The organism is Planococcus chinensis, from assembly GCF_020071995.1.
GTDB lineage: Bacteria > Bacillota > Bacilli > Bacillales_A > Planococcaceae > Planococcus > Planococcus chinensis_A.
Map to the genome: position 1 here is coordinate 260,974 of NZ_JABWTK010000006.1, position 24,140 is coordinate 285,113.

Genomic DNA, 24,140 nt, shown 5'->3' on the forward strand with positions numbered 1-24,140 from the left:
GTATACACCTTCTTCTTTGAATTCTCCAACTGGCTCCACTTTGCTCTGTAAGCATTGGATAATGCTGCTTACTAACTAAAAGTCTACGCGCATAGTGAAGCGATATCAATTTATATGCCTCGGCTTCGAGATAAGTCATTTGAGGGCATATTTTTGTCTCGCGTGAAAAGGAGTTAGTATATCTGATACCCTTCCCGCAAAAGACAAAACGTTTTCCGGAATCTCACAGATGAGAATTCCAGAAAACGTTTGTAAACATACATATATATTAATAGAAGAAACTTAAATTTTCTCGGTCAGTTCCGACTTCACATAGTGTGCTGCCTGTTCCCCGGCAATTTTTCCAAATACGGCCCCCGCCATCAACCCGGCGCCGCCTGGGTAATTGTCATAGAACAGTCCGCCAGCCGCTTCTCCAGCCGCATACAGGCCATTAATCTTCTGATACATCGTGTTTTGGACTTCTGCCTGTTCGTTGATTTTCAATCCGCCAAACGTGAATGTGATGCCGCAAGTAACAGCGTACGCTTCAAAAGGAGCGGTATCGATGCGGTTCGCCCAATTTGTTTTGGGTACATCAATCCCTTTAGTGCCTCTTCCGTCTTTTTCATTTGGATTGAATGGCACGGCCTCATCAATTGCTGCATTGTAGCGGGCAATTTCTTTGAGGAATTGTTCTTTGTGGACGCCTTCCATTTTGTCCGCCAGTTCTTCCAGGGAGTTCGCTTTTAATTTTTTCACTTGCTTGCCTTTGTACTCTTCGCGCAGCAAATGTGAAACTTTCCCGTCAAATATCTGCCAAGCAAAATTATCCTTTTGTTCCAGAATCAAACGGCCGTATTTGGCATACGTATAATTGCGGAAATCGGCGCCTTCATCCAAGAAACGCTGGCCGTCGGAATTGACCAAGATGCCAAACGGATAGCTGAGCCGCTGGAATCCTTCCTGAAAATCCGGAAGATATCGGTCCCCCGTCACCGCATGTGCCATCGACCAGTTGCCGGCAGACAATGCGCCGATATCCAACGCCATCTGGATGCCTTCTCCGGTGTTGTAGCGGCTGCCGCGTGTATGGACCACATCCCATTTCGGCCCGAGGTATTTCGTGCGCATTTCGACATTGGCATGGAAACCGCCGGAAGCCATGACAACGGCTTTCGCCAGGATGGTTTTGCTCCGGCCTTTCTCTTTCATCCGGACACCTTGGATTCCCTCGTCATTGTGCAGCAATTCAATTGCCATCGTATCGTATAAAATTTGGACGCCTTGGCTGGATGCTTCGTTATGCAGCGCTCCGACCTGGCTCCGGGCGGCGGACAAAAACGCCGACTTGCGGGGTAATCGTGGTATAGCCTTCTCTCTCCAATTGCGCCAATGCTTTGTGGACCGGCGTCCGGCTCATGTTCATTTCTTCTGCCAGCCCGTTGATGCTGATCGATTCCTGCATCGTGAATTTCCCTTGGACAATCATATTTTTGATGGTTTTATACGCTTGTTCTTCTTTCATATTGACCCCTCCATTTTTCAGCTCTAATATTTTAGTATAGTCGGAATTAAATTTTCAGACAGTTTAGTCGAACTATAATGGGCGAGTGTTTCTTTTGTCAATGTCCTTAGTAAAATACAGGCTTAACTCTTAGGCATAAAAAAGCTGCACCGGTTTTTACACCGGTGCAACTTTTTTCATTTATGATTTAGATCCCTTTTTAACAAGTAGAGGCATCGTCGTTTGCCGGTCGACTAACACTACTTTTTTCTTAATATGCCGAAGCTCGGGATCCTCCCCGTCCATCCCTTGGAAGAGCAGTGAAATAGCATCCTTCCCGAGCTCCTCATTAGTAGCCGAGATGCCCACAGAAGTAAGTTCGTTATATGGATGGCCCGCCTCTTCGGAATTGCCGATTCCAATGATGCTGAGATCCTGCGGCGCCTCGATTCCGGCAATCTGTAAAAACTCCATCAATTGAATGGCTATGTTGTCAGATGCTGCTACAATGGCAGTCGGCTTTTTCTTAAGCACCATCAAACTTTCAAAAGCGGCATAAAGCGATACTTTGTCCTGTTTCGTAACCACTAAGCGCTTTTTACGGATTTTATGGTTATTCGCCTGCAAGGCATGGACAAAACCGAGGAGGCTGTCTTTATTCATTTCGGAGTCGAGCGGCCCGCCGATCCAAGCAATCTCTTGATGCCCGCTGTCAATGAAATGACTAGCTGCCAAATAACCGGCTTCTGAATAATCCAAAGAAACCGAATAGCCGTGTTCCGAATAGCCTTCATTCAACAGAACAGATGGAATACGAGACTGTTTCAATTTTTCAGCAAGCTCTTCCTCAATAGATACGGAAGAAACGATGACGCCAGCAGTTCCTTGAGCCGCTAATTCATTGTACACCGCTTCCTTGTCGCCTGCAGCAAACACATGAATATTCACCAGCATACCTTGTTCTGCAGCACTATTCACAATTTCCTGCATAGCGCCCTGGTAGATGATAGGGTCGTTTGCGGATGCTAAAATTCTGATAGTCTTGGCCGCTTTCAGTTCTTCTATTTTTTCTTTCGGTTCAGCCGAATAGCCCCATTCAGTGATGGCTGCCATGACTTTATCGTAAGTTTCCTTTTTGACTTGATCGGGTTTATTCAACACTCTTGACACGGTGGTCTGGGAAACTCCTGCATATTTAGCAATCTCTGTAGTTGAAACCATGAAAACATCCTTTCTGAATAACATTTATTCACCAGTTTATGTATGCTCTTTAACCATACCATGTATGAATGCATAATTGTTCTCTGTTTTTTTATTCATTAAACTTTTTTGTAAATATTTCAAATGAATAACTAAAAAAGCTGAATCCTTTTCAGGAGAGTCCGGCGTCGGTTTGGATTGAGAGTGAATAATCACCAACTCCTTGTTGCGCTTTAATCATTTCCATTCATTTAGAAAGTTCTGTCCTTTGCGATAAAGGCCGCAGCGAAAAGCTGGTTTGAAAAACTGGATTTTTTAAAATTGAAAAGAGACCTTCCCAAAGGATGATTCTCCTTGGAAAGGTCTCTTGCCTCACGTAGCTATTTTTCTGGAATTGCTCCTAAACCCTTCATTTCTGTGTCACTTCAGCCCGTTTTAGCCCATGTTTGATTGCGGCTTGAGCGGCAGCCAAGCGCGCCAATGGAACGCGGTACGGCGAACAGCTGACGTAATCCATGCCTTGCAGGCAGCAAAATTCAATCGAACTCTTTTCTCCGCCATGTTCTCCGCAGATTCCTGTTTTAAGGTCAGGACGGGTTTGCTTTCCTAATTTGATGCCCGTCTTCACCAATACGCCCACACCTTCCCGGTCGAGCACGGCAAACGGATTGTCCGGAAGAATCTTTCTGTCCACATAATCTTTCAAAAACTTGCCTTCCGCATCGTCGCGGCTGTAGCCAAACGTCGTCTGCGTTAAATCATTCGTGCCAAATGAAAAGAAGTCGGCTTCGGTGGCAATTTCATCGGCTGTAAGCGCCGCACGCGGCACTTCGATCATGGTGCCGACCGAGTATTCAATTTGTTCACCCGTTTTCTCTTGGACAGCAACCGCGGTTTCGTTGACAAGCTCACGCAGGATTCTCAGTTCATTAACATGGCCCACAAGCGGAATCATGATCTCGGGTTTTACTGAAATCCCTTTGCTTTGTAATTTAGCCGCTGTGTTAAAAATAGCGGTTACCTGCATTTGATAGATTTCGGGATGGATAATGCCGAGGCGGCATCCCCGGTGTCCAAGCATCGGATTGGACTCATGCAATTGGCGGACGCGTTTCAACAGTTTTTCTTTTGCAGCGAGTCCCGGAGAATGGGAATCCGTCATATGCATTTCAGCCACTTCAACCGCTAACTGTTCTTTGTCCGGCAAAAATTCATGAAGCGGCGGGTCCAGCAGCCGGATGGTAACTGGAAGCTCCTGCATCGCCTCAAAGATGCCTTCAAAATCACTTTCCTGCATCGGCAGCAGCCGGTCGAGCGCCAGTATTCGTTGTTCTTCCGTTTCTGCCAAAATCATTTGCTGAACAATCGGGGCACGTTCCGATTCCATAAACATATGCTCGGTCCGGCACAGCCCAATGCCTTCCGCTCCAAATTCCACCGCTTTTTTGGCGTCTTCCGGATTGTCGGCATTCGCACGTACATCAAGGCTCCGTTCCTGATCCGCCCATGACAGCAACAGTTCAAATTCCTTTGAAAGCTCAGGCGCAATCATCGGAATCTCTCCCGCGAAAATTTCACCGGTCCCGCCGTCTATCGTAATGATATCCAGCTGCTTGATGACTGTATCGCCGACTTGGAATTGTTTTCGCTGCATATCAATTCTCACTGCTTCACAGCCGCAAATGCACGATTTGCCCATGCCTCTTGCCACTACGGCCGCATGGCTCGTCATGCCGCCCCGGCTCGTGACAACTCCTTGCGCTGCGATAATGCCATGGATATCGTCCGGAGTGGTTTCTGTGCGGACCAATATCACATTTATGCCTTCTTTGCTCAAATGCTCTGCTTCGTCCGGGTCAAATACGACCCGTCCGGTAGCCGCTCCCGGAGAAGCCGGCAAGCCCTTCGCCAGCACATCTTTATGGTAGCGGTCGTCAATGCGGCGGTGAAGCAATTGGTTCAGCTGTTCGGGCTCCACGCGGCCAATCGCTTCCCGTTTTGTCAGTACGCCTTCTTCCACCATTTCGACCGCAGTCCGCAACGCTGCCTGGGCAGTCCGTTTGCCGTTCCGCGTCTGCAGGATGAACAATTTGCCGTGTTCAACGGTAAATTCAATGTCCTGCATATCGCGGTAATGGCGCTCCAGCTGCCGGCATACTTCCGTAAACTGTTCAAACACTTCCGGCATATCCTGCTTTAACGTGTCGATCGGGTTCGGGGTCCGGATGCCCGCCACGACGTCTTCTCCTTGGGCATTGATAAGGTATTCACCGTACAGCAAAGCCTCACCGGTCGACGGATTGCGCGTGAAAGCGACGCCCGTTCCGGAATCATTTCCCATATTGCCGAATACCATGCTTTGGATATTCACCGCTGTGCCGTAATGGCCGGGTATTTTATTCAGCTGGCGATAGAAGATTGCGCGCTGGTTGTTCCATGAATCAAAGACGGCGTTGATCGCCAGGAACAGCTGCTGCATCGGATCTTGCGGAAATTCTTCTTTTTTGTGCTTTTTGACGATCTTTTTATATTCCGCAATAACTTCCTTCCAATCGTCTGCTTCCAGCTCGGGATCGTTTTGGTAGTTTTTTGCTTCTCTGAATTTCTCCAGGTACTGCTCAAAATAAAACACGTCAATTTCCAGCACCACATTTGAAAACATTTGGATAAAACGCCGGTAGGAGTCATAGGCAAAACGCGGATTGCCGGTCAGCCTGGCTACCGCTTCCACCGTTTCATCGTTCATTCCGAGGTTTAAAACGGTATCCATCATTCCCGGCATCGAAAAGACCGAACCGGAGCGCACCGATACAAGCAAAGGATTGTCTGTCCCGCCTAATTTCTTCCCGGTCGTTTCTTCCAAACGGGTCAAGGATTCCAGGATTTCGGTTTTCAATCCTTCTTGTATGCGCTTTCCGGATTCATAATAATCGTTGCAGGCTTGTGCAGAAATCGTGAATCCGGGCGGTACCGGCAAACCGATATTCGTCATTTCGGCTAAGTTTGCCCCTTTGCCGCCCAAGATCTCTTTCATTTCACTGTTTCCTTCATCAAACATGTATACCATTTTAACCATCCAATTACCTCCTTAAAATGATCAACCCGTTTAGAGATTCAGAATATCAATTACGTCGTTCGCCGTTTCTTCAATCGCCTTGTTTGACACATTAATGACCGGACAGCCGACGCGTTTCATGATTTTCTCTGCGTAATCCAGTTCTTCCAGAATCCGCTCCAGCCGTGCATAGGATGCGTTCGGCTGAAGGCCCATTTTTTTCAGCCGTTCTTTGCGGATCGCGTTTAAATTGTCCGGTGTAATCACCAGTCCAATGCATCTTCCTTTCGGAACCTCAAACAGCTCAACAGGTACAGGCACTTCCGGAACCAACGGAATATTGGCGACTTTATAGCCTTTATAAGCCAAGTACATCGAAAGCGGCGTCTTGGACGTCCGGGAGACGCCGATCAACACAATATCCGCTTTTTTGATTCCTTCCAGGTCCCGCGCATCATCATACTTTACCGCAAACTCAATCGCGTCCACTTTTTGGAAATACCTTTCATCCAAGACATGCGTGAGCCCCGGCTTATGGGCGGGTTCCCGATTGAACTTTTCGACAAAAGCCTGCATCAAAGGAGCCAACAAATCAACCGCGGACACATTTTCTTCTTCGGCCCGTTTGTTTAAATAATCCCTCAATTCATCGACGACAATGGTGTAGACAATGATAGATTGATCTTTTTTGGCTTTTACAATGATTTCTTCAATATCCGCTTCATCGCTGACGTGCGAACGATGATGGATGCCAATTTCATCCTCGAGGAATTGGGCGGCTACTGCTTTGACCACCCGTTCGGCTGTTTCGCCGATGGAATCTGATACAACATAGACGATTTCTTTTCGGCTCAATTTACCCTCTCCCCGTATTTAAAAGTAAATAAGAAAAATGCTCTACTGATAGAAGAGCATTCATTAAGATTAATGATAGGGCAAAGCCAACAAATTTGCTATAGTTTTTGTAATTTTCCCACCATTTAGCGTTTATTTAATTTTAGAGAATATTATTTTGCAAAAAACATAAAACAGCCGCCTCCGGAATCGACTGATTTCGGAGACGGCTGTTTTTCATTTATGTTGTTGCCAAATCAATCCAGTGCGTCTACCGCATCGATCAATCCGAATCCTGAATACTTGTCATAGCCTGTTTTAAAGACATCTTCTGATGAAGACTGGATGATGTGTTTGACTTGGGCCGGCTTCAATTTATCTTTGCCGTGCTGTGCAATGATGACGCCTGCAAGTCCTGCCACTTTTGGTGCAGCCATCGACGTGCCGGCTTTATAGCCGTATTTGCCGCCCGGAATGGTTGCATAAGACAAGTAGGAATTGTCACGCCCTGTCTTCGTTACCGGATCGTAGTTCGGGCCTAAATCGCCGCCCGGGGCCATCACGTCAATTTTGCCGACGCCGTAGTTCGAGTAATACGCCAAGTTCTTAGCCGCTCCGCCTGCTGAAACGCGGATCATCGTTTGGCTGCTCGGGCTTCTGTGCGTCGCTCCGCCGTATTCACCGGACATTTGGCCAGGGCTTGTGATGTCCAGGCTGTTGTTGCCTGAAGATCCGACTACTGTCACGCCCTGCTGGATTGCGTACTGGATCGCGCGGTTGAATAAGCGCATGTCTGCCGCAATATCACTTGTTTTTTGTTCCGGATCCTGCAGCCAGTCATAGCCGCCAAGCGACATGTTGACGACATCAACATTGTCATCTGCCGCTGTTCTTAAGGCTTCAGCAATGCTCGCTGTCGATGCTCCGCCAGTTGGCCCGAAGACGCGGTAAGCTGCCACTTTCAAGTCGGGCCCAACGCCCATTGTCCGGCCGTTTGCCGCAATGGCTCCTGCTACGTGCGTTCCGTGGCTGTTTTCATCCATCGCATCCGGATAGCCGGGAACGAATGACTTTCCGTAGGCATAGTTTTCTTTTAAGTCCGGGTGGTTGTAATCAATGCCGGTATCAATGACCGCCACAACGATATCGTTGCCATCGACTGATTTCCCGGTTCCGCCCGGCAGATTCCATGAAGCGCCGTTTTGCGTCACTTGCTTAATGTCCCATTGGTACGCATTGTAAAGATCGGCGCCGTCTCCAATCGCTTCCGTTGCGGCCGCTTCAGCTACTGCAGGCGCTTCCGGATAAATAACGCGTTCTGGATCTGCATCCAAAACTGCGGATGATTTTTGCACTTCAGCTAAAAAGTTCGGATTGGAAGAAGATACTTCCACCGCACCAAGCTTCGCCAATTTTGTTTTCACTTCTCCGCCAGCATTCGCCAGTACATTTTCATAGCCTGTCGGCAAACTGTTCTGGTTGTTAAAGACGACAATATAATCTTCTTTTGATGTAACGGTTTCTTCGGCGCTGACTGCGCTGCCTAATAATGATGCTGCCCCTAATGCGAATGCAAATGTTCCTGCTGCCAATTTCTTTTTCATCGGTTTTTGCTTCCCCCTTGTAATCGTTTCATTTTTCATTTTATTCAAAATATTGGTACTGGTCAATCTTATTTTCCTTCATTTTGAAGCAGGTTCAATAAAGCGTAGACCGGAATAAAGCAAATCGAGTAACAGCTTTTAAAGATATCTTTCCTTTCCATTGCATTTATTTGCTTATTTTTATTTTCTCTCCCTTTTAGAAGTATCCGGATGCCTAGTCGATTTTTCGAAAAATGAGCGGTTTGGCATGAGAAAATAAAAGGACAGCAACTGCCTGTATTGGCGATTGCTGTCCTTTTAGGCGAAACCTTCTATTGATCACTATCTTCATAGAATCTGCTTGTATAGACGGCTTAAAGATTTCTCCTCTGTCATTTTCCAGTCATGATTTTTAGAGAATTTGTCTCTCACAGCACTAATCCGCTCAACACCATCAGCAAGTTTAAAACCAAATGCCAGGCCATTGCCGGCAGGATGCTCCGGGATCGAACCGTAATGCCCCCGAAAAATAGGCCGCCGACAGAAAACGCCAGGCAAACCGGCCACGAAAAGCCGAGTGAAAAATGCTGCAGCCCGAACCCTACGCTCGTCAAAGCGACTGCCCATTTTTCCCCCCTCCCTTCAGCAAAACGGCTTAAAAGCACACCTCTCCAAATCAGCTCCTCGAGCAGTGCATTTGTCACTGAAAAAATGATAGCTAAAAGCCAAATCTCTGCAAAAACAGCCCCATCGTTCATGTAAATGAAAGGGATAAAGACAGCCAAGTTGACGGCTAATGCTATGGCGAGAAAATAAGCAATGCTGACACGATGAAAACCGCTCCAAATAAAAGGGAAAACCATCGTTTCTTCCCATGCCGGCTTTCTCCAGTAATTTAGTAAAGGACGGCGCAAAAAGAACGACAGCAGCCACAAAGGAAGCAGCACAAAGATTAAAGAGATGCGGCTCAAAAAGACATGCATTTCGGTTGATTGAATTTGCGGAATCCAGTGTGCAAGTGTATATAAGTACAGTGAAAAGCCGGCGCCAAACACGGCCTGCGCAACGATGACCGTTTTAATCCGCTTATCGGAAAAGACGTAAAGAATAAACGTAAAAACTCCCCAGATGAGGAACAAATTATTGTTTTGGGTTTGCAAAGAAACCAGAAGCACGGCGAATAAAACCAGACAGACACTATTGATCATGAATTGTTTTTTTATATGGCTCCCTCCTACCCGTTTTAAGCTTTCAACACAGAATTACTGACGCTGTATTCAACCGTTTCTCCCCGCAGCTTTTCATTCCTATATTTAAAAAAGTATCAAAAATTGTCTAGAAGCTCTCATTTGACAAGTCTTTTATCCAACCAACTGCTTATCGGGTATACTGAACTCATTATGTATGAAAAAAAAAGAAAGAGGTGCAGTGCGATGGAAACTGTATCAACCGAAGTCCGATCAGAAGCGATCAAGTCCTTTCAATCCACCATCAGCAAATGCGAAAATGCCTTGGATCAAATGATGCAGAAAGGCTCGAATACAAGCTTGTTAGAAAAAAGGCTAAACGCATTGAAAATTGGTTTAGCGCTATTGGAAAATGCCTGGTACCAAAAACCCCCCCACCACTCATCTGAGGAGCTAGCAGAAGCACGGAAAGTCTTAAGTGGCCTGTTGCCTTCTATTGAAAATAGTTATACCAAGTCCAATCCAGGCAGTCCGCAGCGCACGCTTTTAGAGAGAAGACTGAAATCCTTGGACTTTGCAATTCAAGCGCTTGATGATTATTTGTGCGTTAAATAGTCAAGGCACCTTGGAGATCTCCAAGTATTTCGGAGAGGAAGAATGGCAAAAGCTGTCTATCTCCACCCAATATATTCCGAAGCGCTAAACTGCACACTTTTACACTATATGGAATAAATTCGCCAGAAACGCTTTCCACACCTCTTTTTACAATCATAGCTCAGGCATATTTAATAACAAAAAACCCCTTAAATTTGACAGAATATTAACTATTCGAGAAAATGAAAATAGGTTTGTTTAATCATTAAACAAAGAATGGGGATGTACACATGACTAACCTAAATATCGGCATGGTCGGCTATAAATTCATGGGCAAGGCGCATAGCAACGCATATCGCGCGTTGCCGATGTTTTTTCCGGACCGCATCACGCCAACAATGAAAGTGATCTGCGGCCGAAATACCGAAGCCGTATCAGCTGCCGCGGAACAATTCGGCTGGGCAGAATATACATCGGATTGGAAGGCGCTTGTTTCCCGGGACGATATTGACTTGATCGACATCAACGCACCGAGCAACGCCCATAAGGAAATTGCTGTTGCGGCGGCAAGTGCCGGCAAACATCTCTACTGTGAAAAACCGCTGGCACTTTCACTGGAGGATTCACGCGACATGCTCGATGCGGCGGAAAGAGCGGGCGTCAAGCATATGGTCGGCTTTAACTACCGCTTTGCGCCAGCCGTCATGCTGGCGAAACGCTTGATTGACGAAGGCCGTTTAGGTGACATCTATCATTTCCGGGCCTGGTTTTTGCAGGACTGGCTGGTCGATCCGGACTTCCCTCTTGCCTGGCGGTTGCAGAAAGAAATTGCCGGTTCCGGTGCACACGGCGATTTAGGGGCGCATCTGATAGACATGGCCCATTACTTGATTGGCGATATTACTGAAGTGATCGGCATGAGCGAAACCTTCATTAAAGAGCGTCCACTGCCGGAAGAAACAGGCGGCTTATCGGCAACGAGCGGAAACCAAGCAGAAACAGGCCTTGTCACCGTGGACGACGCCACTTTGTTCTTGGCGCGTTTTGGAAACGGCGCACTTGGCAGTTTCGAAGCGACCCGTTTTGCGACCGGGCACCGCAGCACCAACTCATTTGAAATCAATGGATCTAAAGGCAGCGTCATTTTTGATTTTGAACGGATGAACGAACTGCAAGTTTACTTTAAAGATGATAAAGACGACGTCCAAGGCTTCCGCCGCGTAATGGCAACCGATCCGGCACACGCCTATTCCGGTGTTTGGTGGCCTGCCGGACATCCAATCGGCTATGAACATACATTCACGCACGCGTTCGTTGAATTTTTGGATGCAATTGAGCAAGACCGGCAGCCGGTTCCGAATTTCAACGACGGTGTCAAATGCCAGCAAGTGCTGGAAGCCGTCGAACTTTCCGTACAAGAAAGAAAGTGGATTGACGTCGCAAGCCTTTAATAAACCAACTTGAACCGATAGGAGTGCTAAGACTATGAAGAAAAAAGCATTGATTGTCCAAGGCGGTTGGGACGGCCATGAGCCGGAACAAGTTGCAGAAATTTATAAAGACCTGCTCACTGCAGAAAATTTCGACGTGGAAATTTCCGATACTCTCGACGCTTACGCAGACGTTGAAAAATTGAAAGCGCTCCATTTAATTGTGCCGCACTGGACAATGGGCGAAATTGACCCACAGTATGTACGAAATGTCTCAGAAGCCGTCATCAGCGGCGTCGGGCTGGCGGGCAGCCACGGCGGCATGTGCGACTCGTTCCGCAAAAACGTCGACTGGCAATTTATGACCGGCGGCAACTGGGTGTCGCATCCTGGAAACGACGGCGTTGAGTACACGGTCAATATTAAATATTCTTCGAGCCCGATTTTGGAAGGGCTGAACGATTTCAAAGTCGTCAGCGAACAATATTATCTGCACGTCGACCCGGCTGTAGAAGTGCTGGCCACTACCCGCTTCCCCGTGGCAGACGGACCGCATGTCTTGAACAAAGCCGTCGACATGCCCGTGGTTTGGACGAAGCGCTGGGGCGTCGGCCGTGTGTTTTATAATTCTTTAGGGCATGTGGCGGATATCATGGCGATGCCTGAAGTGTCGTTTATCATGAAAAAAGGATTTTTATGGGCAGCGGAAGGCAAAACGCTTTATGGGGATTCAAGCAATGGAAACTATGCAGTTTCTGGAAACACTCAAATCTACACAGGTATGGGCGACAGCCAATAAGGAGGAACAACATGAGCACATTAAAGATTGGCATTATCGGCTGCGGGTACATAAGCTCCGTTTATATGGAAAACATTCCGGCCTTCAGCCATTTATCGCTTGTGGCCTGCGCAGATTTGGATTTGGAACGCGCTCGCTCACAAGCCGAACAATACGGAATTCCAAAAGCCTGTACCGTCCAGGAATTGCTGGACGATCCGGAAATCGATCTGGTCATCAATTTAACGCTCCCGAAAGTCCATGCAGAAGTTTCGCTGCAAATTCTGGACGCGGGCAAACATGTCTATGTGGAAAAACCGCTGGCCATTAGCCTGCAGGAAGCGAAACAAGTGTTAGACAAAGCGCAAGAAAACGGTTTATTGGTCGGCAGCGCCCCGGATACCTTCCTTGGAGCCGGCATCCAAACAGCTCTTCGGCTGATCGAAAACGGAGACATCGGCGTTCCGATCGGCGCGTCGGCATTCGTCATCAGCCGCGGGCACGAGCATTGGCATCCGAACCCTGCTTTTTATTATGAAGAAGGCGGCGGTCCGCTGTTTGATATGGGCCCGTATTATTTGACCGCGTTGATTGCTCTGCTTGGCCCCATCGAGCGCATTGCCGGATCCGCACGCATCAGTTATCCGGAACGCACTGTCTTGAGCGAACCGAACGTCGGGCAGAAAATTACCGTGTCAACTGAAACTCATATTGCCGGAACAATCGATTTTGCATCTGGCGCGATCGGCACCCTTACTTCCAGTTTTGACGCGTTCGGCGGCTCCACGCTTCCGCCGATTGAAATCTACGGCAGCGAAGGCACCTTGCTCGTTCCGGATCCCAATACATTCGGCGGACCGGTGCGGCTGCGCAAAAAAGACCAAGAGGATTTTAGCGACATTCCTCTTGTCTCCAGTTTCCAGGACAACGCCCGCGGCATCGGCGTCGCGGATATGGCCCATGCCATACTGAACGGCAAAACGCACCGTGCAAACGGAGAGCTCGCTTATCATGTCTTGGAAGCGATGCACGGCTTTTTGAATTCATCTCGGGATAGTGCGTATTACCGGATGGAGAGCAGTTGTACGAAGCCTCAAGCATTCTCGATTAGTGAGCGGGTTTTCAAGTAAGCTGTTTGATTATTATTGCTTATTAAACATAAAAAAGAATGGAGAAATTCGTCCTTTCACGGATGAATTTCTCCATTCTTTTATTCGTTTTGTCTTTCCTCAGATTTCCCTTGGATAGTTATGGCGAAAAACCGTCACCCTCAGCATAGAAAATTTCCTCTAAGAGCTTCGTGAAAGGCGCACTGTTTGACCTCTATGATATATTGTAGAAAAACATAAAAGGAGAGGCACTATGGCCAAATTCAAGCAGATCGGCAGGAATGCCCTTTTCGCCTTATCAGCCGTTTTCCTGCTCGGCGCCTGTGCACAGGAAGAGGCCGAGCAGGAAACACTCGTCGCTTTAGGCGATTCCATCACTTACGGCGCCAACCTCGAAGACAGCGGCCAGTCGGCTTATCCGTATTTAATTGGGGAAGATGCCGGATTCGAAGTGCAGAACCTGGCTGTATCAGGCTGGCAAACCGCACAAGTCACGGCAGCCCTTCGCGAAGACGAAGACTACCGCCAAAAGGTCAAAGACGCAGACGTGATTGCCATGACAATTGGCAGCAACGATTTGCTGGAGATCCTCCGGCTTGCTGAAACCTCCGGTGCAGGCGATCCAAAACAAGTAGAAGAAATACTGCGGCAAGAGCTTGGCAACAGCATTGTCTTCGATGAAATCGGTGAACTCATTGAAGAAATCCAGTCACTAACAGACGCTCAAATTCTTCTTTATAACATTTACAACCCTTTTCCGCCTGGCAATTCCATGCACCAAATCGGCGAAGCCCTTTTGCCTGAAGTGAACGCCACATTCCAGGAAGTTACTGAAAGCTATGAGAACGTCTACCTGGTCGATGCCTATTCAGCTTACAATCGCAAACAGGGGGACTATATCATCCCCGGTGACATTCACCCGACAGAAAAAGGACAGGCTGTACTTGCTGAAATCGGGCTGGCGGCTATAAATACTGATTAAAAAAAGCATTGCCCAATCGGCAATGCTTTTTCACTTTCTTGAAGCCCAGCAGACAAACCAAGCATTATTTTAACTTATTTAACTCAAGGCTAATACTGCTCACTAAATGATTAATTTTGTAAACTATTTTTAAAAATTACTTTATTTCCTTAATTTTCTGATGCATACTAATGAAGAAATAAGACTATCTCTCAAATCGCATATCAAAAGGGGAAAAACAATGCACCAATCCATTCACTTATTAGCGCCTAGCACGATGGCACTAGACAGGTATTATAAAGTTTATTCAACTGAATCTTCTTTTTTATTCGCTAAAGTTGGCGGCCAATTTTATGATGAGGCAAGCGATGAGTCGATGCCGTTGGTTATAGGGCTTGCCATGATGCTTTCAAGAAAGCTATTTTTCCATAAAAGAAAAGAACAGCGAGAAGCGGCAATCGGTCGTCAAATGAGCGAAAATCCACAAAGCCTGCTCAATAGCAGTAAGAATTTTGATATCCATTTCTCAGTCATCAACAAAGTAGAGATGAAGACCCAATCGACATTCCACACTGCCGGCACTGCCACTGGGACGCTTCGTATCTATTTGAAAGACGGCAGCGAAAGAAAATTCACGATTCCTTCTTTTGTTACCACAGAAGCTGTCGCCGAGTTCTTCGAAGCCCAGCATATTCCTATGGAAACCGTTAAATAATAGAAGCATTTTATAAGGAATTCGGCGAAAGCGGATTTTGAGAACAATGTTAAACATAGGGCGTATAGATGAATGATGGTAGCATTTGGATTTGCTGTTAAAAGGGGAAATCCTTTTCACGGCAACACCACAAAAGGATCATGTGATTTAGTCCAATAGTTATAAAATTATTAAAATAAAGAATTTCAAATTAATAATGCTTTGAACTTTCCAAGTTAATATTTACCATCTTGCGTTACATTTATTGCAATTGCCTCAACAAAAAGAAGTAATCCCGCCTCCTTTATTCGGATGGTGGGGGTTACTTCTTTTGCTTACGCATCCTCACATTGATCAGCCACTTTTTATTACAGGAAGGGGTTTCAAAATAAACAGGTCTATTAAAGAAACCTGCTTTTTAATCCATCGTGATGACCACTTTCCCTTTAGCTTGCCCTTCTCCAAAATACCGGAGAGCATCGGCTGCCTGGAACAATGGATAGCTTTTATCGATAACAGGCACGATTTTGCCCCTTTCGAAAAGCTCTCTTATCACGTTTAAATCCTGTTGGTTTGGAAGATGGATGAGAATTCCCATCTTCTTTTTCGTCATTCGTGAAACCAATGGACCCAAAAACGCAAACTGAATAATTCGGGCAGTTCTGCCTCCAATTACGACATAGCGACCTTTCGGTTTCAATGAGCGTTTACAGTCGAAAATCGAGCGATGGGCGACAACGTCCAAGATCAAGTCATACTGCAGGCCATTTTCAGTAAAGTTTTCTTTTGTATAATCAATGACATGGTCTGCGCCTATCGAACGCAGCATAGCCAATTTCCCTGAATTGTCCACAGCGGTCACTTCCGCACCAAACGATTTTGCGATTTGCAGCGCAAACGTACCGACTCCCCCGCCGGCACCATTTAACAAAACTTTTTGACCTTTGCTTATCCTTCCTTTATAGCGGAGCCCCTGCAAAGCGAGGACTGCCGCTTGAGGAATAGCAGCTGCCTGTTCGTTTGTCATGTGGGCTGACTTTAATGCTATTGCATCTTCTCGGACACATACATACTCGGCAAAGCCGCCCCATCCAGCTCCTGAGATATCGCCAAATACCTCGTTGCCCGGCAAAAATTGCTTTACATTTTTGCCCACCGCTATGACCTGCCCCGCAATGTCAGCTCCAAGTATTGGGTATTTCGGTGTAAAAAGCCCTCCTATCCGGGTCAATAAAGGTTTCCCTCTTAAAAGATCCCAGTCCCATGAGTTTACGGAAGCCGCACAGACTTTTATCAGAACTTCATTGTCATTAGGCGAAGGTTTTTTGACCTCTTTGAACCGAAGAACCTCAGGCAAACCGTATTTCGTTGCGACAAGTGCTTTCATTTTACAACTCTCCTCTTTTAGGCGGGCGCTAATAGACAGGTACAATTGTTTTTTCATCCTCCGGAACAACATCTGAATCATTAAAGCCTTTCAAGATGAGCCATACCGCTAAGGTCATTTCATAAACTGCTATCGGCAGCGCCAACAGACCTCCAACTAATGAAACTTGCTGGATGACTCCGAACAGGACCAGCAAGGCACAGATGAAAACAAGTACGGCACCCGCCATGCCTAAGTAGGCGATAGCCGCCGGCACAAGCTTTGATTTATAAAAGATATAACTGTACATGATCGTATTGATGCCGAGGAAAAAAAGCGGCCCGAGCATGAAAGTCCAGTCGTGTATGGCAATCAACGAAGTTCCGACAGCTTGAAATGAAGCGGCATCCGGAGCTCCTGCTGCAGCAAATTCACGGCTTAATGTCAAAAGAGCCAGCACGCTGACTATTCCTATTGTGATGATAACCGCTTCAAGAAACCGGAAGCAAACGTGCCAAAGTGCAATGGTTTCATTGTACTTTCGCAAAATGGGAAACATCGTAGTTGCCGTACCAATGGCTGATACCACTAGAATCAGTTCCATCAGTGCGCCGAGCAACACTTGATAGGCGTGGCTGGACCCTTCAATTAAATAATCCGTACTATTCAGGATGGGATTATATAAAAGAACCCCTGCTATGGCCGAAACTGATGCAAGAATAAATAAAACACCTATGAGTTTTGCCGTTTTTTTAGATGATTTCATTTTTCTTTTCCTTTCTATATGAATCGACTGCGGCAGTTCTGTGCAAATTACGCTGAGACAAGCGTCCTTTTGGCCGCTTGTCATTCTCTTGAAACAATCCATGTTCCCGCTATCATGAAAAACTCCTTAGACTTTCTATCGCCGCTGCTTCAAGAGCGAATAGCCGAGCCAAGCGATGCCAATTCCCATTGGCACTGCCATCAACCTGTCCAGCTCGTGCGGGAGCACCGCGGCTCCCAAAGAGGCCACTGCCCCGAAAGCAAATATGGCGGCACCCCAGCGCGACAGGACGCCTGCGCGGAATGTAGCGATGCCAAACACCACGCCACCGGATAAATACAATATCCCGCCTACCGGCCCGATTGCTGCAAGAATTCCAAGGTTGACTTCGCTGCCGGCTCCGCTGAAAATCCCCAAGAAGCCTTCTACAAATTTTGGTGCGTCCGTCGCCAGCAGTGGTATGATCAAGGCTTCAGCGAAATTGAAGGAAGCTGAAAGCACCAGAAAGAGGCTAAACAGAAGAAAACCAGCAAGGCCGAGCCACCCGGCCTTTTCCGCTTGTTTCACGTAAATCCCCACCAGGCCCAAAAGCCAGAAGAGGCACATGGCAAAAGTTAAATAGTGGACGTTTGCCCATGCTCCGGACGTGACAGTCGAAAGAAGTTCAGGCGGGTGGATCATTTGAATGAGCACGTAAAGGAAACCTGCCACCATTGCCGATAACCCTGCCCCGCGGAAAAGAGCCAGAGCCGTTAAATTCCATTTTCCTTTTACCTTAACCGCAGATTTTTGGTCAACGTCAGCCTGGATGTTTTCTTTATAAACCGGAACTTGTTGTGTATTCATAATATGTTCGTCCCCTTTGCGATTGTTTTTAGTTGTTAGCTCTCAAGCTTTACTGGTTGTTCTCAACCTGCATAACTGAAATTAAAGGAAGCCCCAGATCGCGCACTTTCCTCAACAGACCATGTAAGGCTGCCTGATCCGCTACTACACCGGAAAGGATGGTTGTCCCGTCGCTTTCAAGGGTGAAGGAAAAGCCCTCAAACCAGTCGGCCCATCGGTCATTCAGGTGCCCTTTGAGGCGAATTTCATACCATTCTGGCGTCTCGTAGTCGTTGATCGCTTCTTTTTCCTCGTTCATTGTGCCCCTCCTTTTCTCTTCTTGAAAATTTGGCTTTTCATCGCTGGATGCGCTCCTTGTTTAATCCAAAGATACATGGGCATGTGGTGAGAGCACATCACCATATGTGGTGATTTATCAAATAAAAAGAGTAAATTTAAAAACAAAAAAACTGCACCGGAATTGCTAGACTGGTGTCTAACAATTCCGGTGCAGTTCAAATCCGCCTGGATCGGAAGGGTTGTTCTCGTCAAAACAGTCCGAGTTCCTCAGCACGGCGGATGGCTGCACGGCGGTTGTTTACTTCAAGTTTGCCGTAAATGTTCTTGGTATGGGACCGCAGCGTGTTTAGGGAAACTGTAAGTTCCCGGGCAATGTCAGGGCCGCTCATGTCGGATCGAAGCAGCCGCAGCACGTCAAGTTCGCGTTCACTCAGCTGTTCGCTTAATGTCTGTTTAACAGGCATGCTAGGTTCTGTCTGGCTAAAAGCTGTTAACAAGCGACTGACATAGTGCGGGGCAATCTTCTTTTTTAGGGCAGCTTCAAGCAAGGCCGCCATAGGAGGTCCTTCATCTGCAAAGACCCGGACATATCCTTCCGGCTCTGCCAGGGACAATGCTCGCTGCAGCGGCACAAGTCCTGCGGGGATGCCGCTTTCCAGCTGATCGGCAAGCGCCTTGACAATCATGATTTCAATTACGCTCCCCAGTCTTCCGCCTTCTTCTGCAGCTTTAAGAAGGCGTTCCAGGAATCCGATTGCCACAGGCAAAGAGCGATGGTCTGTGCGGCCACTCGCATAGCGGGCCAAAAACACTCGGATCATGGTGATATGCTCAAATTCACGCAGGTAACTAAGGCTGTTGTCGACAGATAAGCCCTGCTCCCGCATCCAATTGAGAGCGTCGTCCAGCCGCCCTTGTTTAAGCCACACCCGTGTCTTTAACGCCGCAATGGGCCGGACGTTCGGGAAAAAGTCACTGACATACAGCTGTTCTGCCTCTGCGTAAAGTTTGAGCGCATCGTCGAGATCTCCTTGAGCTTCCTGTATGCGGGCCATGGCGACGCGCCAGCGGTATTGGTTTTGCGGGAACCCGGTATGCTCACCTTGTTCCTTGCTTTTTACTAAATGCTGCAAGGCTTTTGGCAAATCGTTGGATTCCCGGCAAAGCTCACTCATTCCCACCCACATATCTGCCGTTCCCCGCATGGCAGGTTCGCCCTGTTCCGCCGCTAACTGCAAGCCGTGCTCGTAGATGCGCATTGCCTGACGAAGCCTGCCTTGGGCAATCCGAATATCAGCCAAAGCGATTGATCCCCCGACGACGTCAGATAGATTGCCGGCCAGCTGAAGATTTGCCATGCCATCGAAATAGCTATGGTATGCCGTCTCGAGTTCCCCATTTGTCCAGTAGGCGAGCCCCAAAAGCCCGGCTGCCGCTCCCCGCCGGAGATGATCCGTTTCGGGGACGAGGCCGAGAACCCGCCGGGCGTTTTTCATGGCAGCGGATATGTCTCCCTGCGCCAAAGCATTTGCGGCCCGGTAAAGGGAGATTGAACTTAGGAGCCCGCGAAATTCTTCTTTGTCTACGACGACCATGCCCTCCAAAAAAGATTCGGTTTTTTCATGCGCGTCAGCCATTTCCAGCCACCGTTCAGCGTCCTGCAGCCGCTCCTCTACTGTCGCTATCTCACCGGCCGACAATAACGCCCAGGCATAGATTACACTAAGGACCGGCCTCTGGCGGACAAGCTCATCGGGAATTGCTTTCAGCCAACCCAGCATCGCCGCTTCCTGGCGATTCCTGCGCATATCTGCCCAATCCAGCTCGATCAAGCCCGCCGCCCGGGCAAAATCTTCAGCGGCAAGTGCATGGCGAATCGCATCAGCCGAAAATCCGTGTTTTTCATACCATGTGCTCGCGCTCAAATGCAGACCAGCTAACTGGTCCGGCTGCTCCTCCTTTAAATACGCAGATAGAACTTCGGCAAAAAGGTGATGATAGCGATACCAGTGGCGAGTTTCATCCATCGGAACCACGAAGAAGTTGCCCTGCTCCAACGCCTCCAACTGCATTGCCCCGTCCTGCCGGCCAGTGACAGCATCGCAAAGCGGCCCGTTCAACCGGTCAAGAATGGAGGTCTGAAGCAAAAAGGCCCGGACATGGTTTGGCTGCAGCTGCAGGACCTCTTCTACCAGGTAGTCCACGATATACCGATTGTCTCCGGCGAACGCCTGGATAAACGCAGGAATGTCTCTGCGTCCCTGCATCGATAGGGCTGCCAGCTGAAGTCCGGTTATCCAGCCTTCGGTACGGGACTCCAGTGCCGTAATTTCATCAGCTGTGAGGTCCAAGCGCATCATCCCTTTGAGGAACAAAGCCGTTTCATTGGGAGTAAAGCGCAGGTCGGCGGCACGCAACTCGTTCAGCTGCCCTCGGGCACGCATCCTCGCCAAGGGCAGCGGTGGGTTTTCACGTGTGGCAATGGCCAAATGCATCTGTGGCGGAAGGTGCTCGAGCAGGAAGCTGAGAGCCTCATTTATTTCTTTGGAATCAACCACATGGAAATCATCAAGGACAAGGATAAATTTGAACGGAATGGCCGAAATGTCATTGATCAGAGCCGTCAGAATCGATTCGATTGGCGGTGGCTGCTGGGACTGAAGCAAATCCACCACGCCGGTTCCAAGGTCTTCTTTAATCGTCTGCAATGCCGCAACAAAGTAAGTCAAGAAGCGTACTGGGTCACTATCCCCTTTGTCCAGCGACAGCCATGCGACCCGCCGGCCGCAATCGGCTGTCCATTCGCTAATAAGCGCCGTCTTGCCAAATCCAGCGGAGGCAGCGATAAGCGTCAGCTTGCGGTCTAATCCAGCATTAAGCCGTTCAATCAGGCGTGGCCGCTGGACACTGTTTGGCCGTGGCTGTGGAATATAAAGTTTGGTCGATAAAATTGGAATATTCATAATTCTATATTACCATGAAAATATTCTTTCTCACCTCTATCTTTTATCAAGCGTGAAATAGATCTCACTATCCCGCTAAAGCCTTATTTGGGAAGCCGCTTTGCATGTCTCCACTCAGTGATGGTAATATGTAGAAATATTTATAATTTATATAACTTCCTAAAACGAGTGATTTTATTGATTATTAAAAACGAAATTTACCGAAATAAAAGGATCGCCTATCTTTTAGCTATTTTAACAACTATATTTTTCGGCCTGGCTTCCAGAAAATACAGCAATTTTTTGTTGCCCGTTGTATCCCATAATGCAGGAGATGCACTTTGGTCCATGATGGTCTATTATGGGTTCCATTTTTTATGGATACAGAAAAGCTTGTCGACAGTTATTTTCTTTAGTCTTTTGTTCAGTTTTGGAATCGAATTCAGCCAGCTATACCAGGCTGAATGGATTAACCAGACCCGTGGCACGGCTTTAGGGGCCCTTATTTTTGGCCATAGGTTTCTTCCAGTTGATCTTACCCGATACCTAATCGGCGTTTTACTTGCTTCATTCTTTGACCAGCAGACAATCATTTTATAAGAAGCCGATCACCGCAGGGTTGCTTTCAACTAATTAGTTTATAAAGTCAGATAAATAGGAGGAATTAATAAGACAGAATCAAATCCACCTATGATAAATCTTTAGCTTCTATCATTTTCAGGTCTATGGGTTCGTACCCCAGCTCTTCAGAAGCTGCTGCAATGCTTTTGTTAATCCGGCTGATGTGGTCTTCAAATTTCTTGGAAGCCTTCAATTTATGTATCGCTTTCTGAACCACTTCAATGCTCGTCCAATCCGTCACTTCCACTTGATCAGTAAAGATGCGCGTGTACATGGAGTTCGGAGTTTTAGATGATGGCTTTATCGAAAAACCATTATCTTCGAGTTTTTCTAACAGCTTAATTCGATGATCAAATTCCATATTGCCGACTTCAATAATCAATTGGAGACGTTCACTTCCAACCCGGTGCATAAAAATTATTAATCCATATTTAAGCCAGTAAACTGCTTTATCATTGATGTTTTTTAAGAAATCAGCATACCTGTGCCATTCAGGATAGATGAAACTTGGATAGGATTTTGATGCATCGTATAACTGAATATCCAACTGGTTGTTTTTCTGAACAAATCGTTGAAAAGCTTTTTTCAGGACCAGCGAACCTTCGGTGTAAATGAAATCAATCGCCTCATTCGATGCAGTGTAGATTTTTTTCATCCATTGTTCTTCCTCTTCACCGATTGTTTCAAGCTGTGCTTTAAATGGCTGATGATGATTCAAGAACTTAATTCCTGGATTGTTCAATAAATAAAGATATGTAATGGCTTCTCCGTACTGTTCAAAAATCTCTTCAGCCAGCATTAAGCGTTCCTCGTCAGGTGCAAAACGTTCCTGCAGAATCGATAAATAATTCTTTAAGAAAACGAAAACCTCTCCGCTTATGGACTCCTTATAAAATTTCAAGACGAACTCCAGCACTTCTGCGATATCCGTATAGTTAAGCGCCCAGTACTGGTCATTGGCCGGCTCTTCATTAAGCAATGTCAGGAACACCGGGATAATGGTGAAGCCTTCATATTCGTTTTTTACATACTCCAAGTAATCATCGAGCTGCTTTTCTGATTGAGATGAATAAAATTTATTCTCGATGATAATTACCGTTTCGTTTTCCTCAGAAGTCAACAGAAGGTCAATATACCGCTTCTTTGTCGTCAGCTTTTCCCGCTCCACTTTCCAGTCAACGTGCTTCATCGCCAATGTCTTTAAGAAAAACCGAGAATCACTGACAAACCGGTCATTCTCTGGTTTCATCACAAGCCTGCTAATAAGCTTTTCAATAAATACCGAATTCAGCCCGTGGTTTTCTTCATGGTTCAACAGCCAAGCAAGTACATTTGAATGCCTAATTTCATGGCTGTCCATCCGCAATACTTTTAAAGGATTGAAAGCTTTGAACATGCGGTTTAGTTCTTCGAACTGCTTGCTGTAGATTAGGTTTGTGATGTTTTTTACTTCAATTGTCATTATAAAAATCAGCCTTTCTCCATTTCAGTCGGTGATACTTTACGATTGTGGAACTTCTAGCAATAAAGATTCCATCACATCTAACCATGTGATTCTATCTGCTATTAATGCTGGCCTAGGATGCCGTGGGAATAATTTTTCATAATGAATCCATGCCACCATATGTTTATAGTCCGTTGATGCTACTCCTTTATCATAAAGCATAAATTCTTTTGCTAGCCTTTTGGCTGTAAGAGATGAGCCCCAAGCAAATATTAAATGCTCGGTAGCAGACAAAAGCATATCTCGCTCCAATGCGTTAACATCTTGAAAAATTGAGTGCGGCACTCCAGCAGCTGTAAACTTCTTTTCAATAGACTTAAATCTATCCAAATTCCCTTCGCAAATATCCGATAAATTTAAGATGACTAAGACATTCCAATTTTTCCTTATCATTAAGTTCATCAATTGTTCTTGCGTTTGATCAGAATCAGCCGGCACAAACTCCATTTGATTTGAAGTAGTCTCATTTAACTTTATAGATGGTTTACAACTTCCAGGATTAATCATGACTACTACTGCGTCACTCTTTTCTTGAACAACATTTTTCCGTGTGATTCTTGCCTCACGGCGCATCAAAAAACTTTCTCCATTTACACTTGCATAGTAGAATTTCGCATTTACTTCAAAAGTCTTTCTCAAATTATCAACAGAAACTAAACTCATTTCATCCACTCCTTAAATGTTGTTAAACCAGGAATATTAGTATTTTAAAAGCCTCATTCCTTATATAAGGAACAAAGGCTTTAAATATGTATAATGCCAAATCAAACTATAGCCACATTAATTAAATAATTATAGTTATTAAATCATTTTATAATGCCTTAAAGCCGCCGTAATATCAGCTTGTTTCTGCTCAGGGCACGGTAAACTCGACTGGTTTCAGAGATTCTTCTTGGAGAAACTTT

General features: G+C 46.5%; 21 protein-coding genes. 7 read left to right on the forward strand and 14 right to left on the reverse strand.

The window, feature by feature from the left end:
- Positions 1–282: 282 nt before the first annotated feature.
- From tcuA to HU147_RS12250, 7 genes are all read right to left on the reverse strand, one after another.
- Positions 283–1,320 (reverse strand): FAD-dependent tricarballylate dehydrogenase TcuA, encoded by a 1,038-nt coding sequence (gene tcuA, locus HU147_RS12220; protein ID WP_263427833.1) that lies wholly within the window; start codon positions 1,318–1,320, stop codon positions 283–285.
- Positions 1,283–1,507 carry a GntR family transcriptional regulator gene (locus HU147_RS12225; RefSeq protein ID WP_224076496.1) on the reverse strand — a complete coding sequence of 75 codons (225 nt, stop codon included), beginning with the start codon at positions 1,505–1,507 and terminating at the stop codon, positions 1,283–1,285. Before HU147_RS12225 ends, tcuA begins: the two co-directional genes overlap by 38 nt.
- Positions 1,508–1,687: 180 nt before the next feature.
- Positions 1,688–2,707 carry a LacI family DNA-binding transcriptional regulator gene (locus HU147_RS12230; protein ID WP_224076497.1) on the reverse strand — a complete coding sequence of 340 codons (1,020 nt, stop codon included), beginning with the start codon at positions 2,705–2,707 and terminating at the stop codon, positions 1,688–1,690.
- Between the two features lie 388 nt (positions 2,708–3,095).
- On the reverse strand, positions 3,096–5,762 hold the full coding sequence (gene ppdK / locus HU147_RS12235; RefSeq protein WP_224076498.1) for a pyruvate, phosphate dikinase: 2,667 nt from the start codon (positions 5,760–5,762) through the stop codon (positions 3,096–3,098).
- A 30-nt stretch (positions 5,763–5,792) separates the two neighbouring features.
- Positions 5,793–6,596, reverse strand: coding sequence for a pyruvate, water dikinase regulatory protein (locus HU147_RS12240; protein ID WP_224076499.1), 804 nt, complete (start codon positions 6,594–6,596; stop codon positions 5,793–5,795).
- A 236-nt stretch (positions 6,597–6,832) separates the two neighbouring features.
- Entirely contained in the window at positions 6,833–8,218 is a 1,386-nt protein-coding gene (locus tag HU147_RS12245; RefSeq protein ID WP_224076548.1) for a S8 family peptidase, read from the reverse strand.
- 368 nt (positions 8,219–8,586) lie between these two features.
- Positions 8,587–9,366 (reverse strand): CPBP family intramembrane glutamic endopeptidase, encoded by a 780-nt coding sequence (locus HU147_RS12250; protein ID WP_224076500.1) that lies wholly within the window; start codon positions 9,364–9,366, stop codon positions 8,587–8,589.
- A gap of 225 nt (positions 9,367–9,591) precedes the next feature.
- Here HU147_RS12250 and HU147_RS12255 point away from each other — a divergent pair, with 225 nt between their 5' ends.
- From HU147_RS12255 to HU147_RS12280, 6 genes are all read left to right on the forward strand, one after another.
- Positions 9,592–9,960: a hypothetical protein gene (locus HU147_RS12255; protein WP_224076501.1), complete on the forward strand. Its 369-nt coding sequence runs from the start codon at positions 9,592–9,594 to the stop codon at positions 9,958–9,960.
- Between the two features lie 269 nt (positions 9,961–10,229).
- Positions 10,230–11,390 (forward strand): Gfo/Idh/MocA family protein, encoded by a 1,161-nt coding sequence (locus HU147_RS12260; protein WP_224076502.1) that lies wholly within the window; start codon positions 10,230–10,232, stop codon positions 11,388–11,390.
- Positions 11,391–11,424: 34 nt separating this feature from the next.
- A complete protein-coding gene (locus tag HU147_RS12265; RefSeq protein WP_224076503.1) occupies positions 11,425–12,168 on the forward strand; it encodes a ThuA domain-containing protein in 744 nt (247 codons plus the stop codon).
- An 11-nt stretch (positions 12,169–12,179) separates the two neighbouring features.
- On the forward strand, positions 12,180–13,277 hold the full coding sequence (locus HU147_RS12270; protein WP_224076504.1) for a Gfo/Idh/MocA family protein: 1,098 nt from the start codon (positions 12,180–12,182) through the stop codon (positions 13,275–13,277).
- Between the two features lie 232 nt (positions 13,278–13,509).
- Positions 13,510–14,238, forward strand: a complete 729-nt coding sequence (locus HU147_RS12275) for a GDSL-type esterase/lipase family protein (protein WP_224076505.1) — start codon at positions 13,510–13,512, stop codon at positions 14,236–14,238.
- A gap of 220 nt (positions 14,239–14,458) precedes the next feature.
- The gene (locus HU147_RS12280; protein WP_224076506.1) at positions 14,459–14,932 is read left to right on the forward strand and encodes a hypothetical protein; all 474 of its coding nucleotides are present in this window, start codon (positions 14,459–14,461) and stop codon (positions 14,930–14,932) included.
- A 397-nt stretch (positions 14,933–15,329) separates the two neighbouring features.
- Here HU147_RS12280 and HU147_RS12285 read toward each other — a convergent pair whose 3' ends face one another.
- The 5 genes from HU147_RS12285 to HU147_RS12305 form a co-directional block, all read right to left on the reverse strand.
- Entirely contained in the window at positions 15,330–16,298 is a 969-nt protein-coding gene (locus tag HU147_RS12285; protein ID WP_224076507.1) for an NAD(P)-dependent alcohol dehydrogenase, read from the reverse strand.
- A gap of 28 nt (positions 16,299–16,326) precedes the next feature.
- Positions 16,327–17,043 carry a DUF4386 domain-containing protein gene (locus HU147_RS12290; RefSeq protein WP_224076508.1) on the reverse strand — a complete coding sequence of 239 codons (717 nt, stop codon included), beginning with the start codon at positions 17,041–17,043 and terminating at the stop codon, positions 16,327–16,329.
- Positions 17,044–17,178: 135 nt separating this feature from the next.
- On the reverse strand, positions 17,179–17,889 hold the full coding sequence (locus HU147_RS12295) for a hypothetical protein (RefSeq protein ID WP_224076509.1): 711 nt from the start codon (positions 17,887–17,889) through the stop codon (positions 17,179–17,181).
- A 49-nt stretch (positions 17,890–17,938) separates the two neighbouring features.
- Positions 17,939–18,187 carry a hypothetical protein gene (locus tag HU147_RS12300; RefSeq protein WP_224076510.1) on the reverse strand — a complete coding sequence of 83 codons (249 nt, stop codon included), beginning with the start codon at positions 18,185–18,187 and terminating at the stop codon, positions 17,939–17,941.
- A gap of 229 nt (positions 18,188–18,416) precedes the next feature.
- Complete coding sequence (locus HU147_RS12305; protein ID WP_224076511.1) at positions 18,417–21,131, reverse strand: LuxR C-terminal-related transcriptional regulator; 2,715 nt, start codon at positions 21,129–21,131, stop codon at positions 18,417–18,419.
- 168 nt (positions 21,132–21,299) lie between these two features.
- Between HU147_RS12305 and HU147_RS12310 the strand changes: the two genes are divergently transcribed.
- On the forward strand, positions 21,300–21,710 hold the full coding sequence (locus HU147_RS12310) for a DUF2809 domain-containing protein (protein WP_224076512.1): 411 nt from the start codon (positions 21,300–21,302) through the stop codon (positions 21,708–21,710).
- An 88-nt stretch (positions 21,711–21,798) separates the two neighbouring features.
- Here HU147_RS12310 and HU147_RS12315 read toward each other — a convergent pair whose 3' ends face one another.
- Both HU147_RS12315 and HU147_RS12320 read right to left on the reverse strand, forming a co-directional pair.
- Entirely contained in the window at positions 21,799–23,193 is a 1,395-nt protein-coding gene (locus HU147_RS12315) for a PD-(D/E)XK nuclease family protein (RefSeq protein ID WP_224076513.1), read from the reverse strand.
- Between the two features lie 39 nt (positions 23,194–23,232).
- Complete coding sequence (locus HU147_RS12320; protein WP_224076514.1) at positions 23,233–23,898, reverse strand: hypothetical protein; 666 nt, start codon at positions 23,896–23,898, stop codon at positions 23,233–23,235.
- Positions 23,899–24,140: the final 242 nt, after the last annotated feature.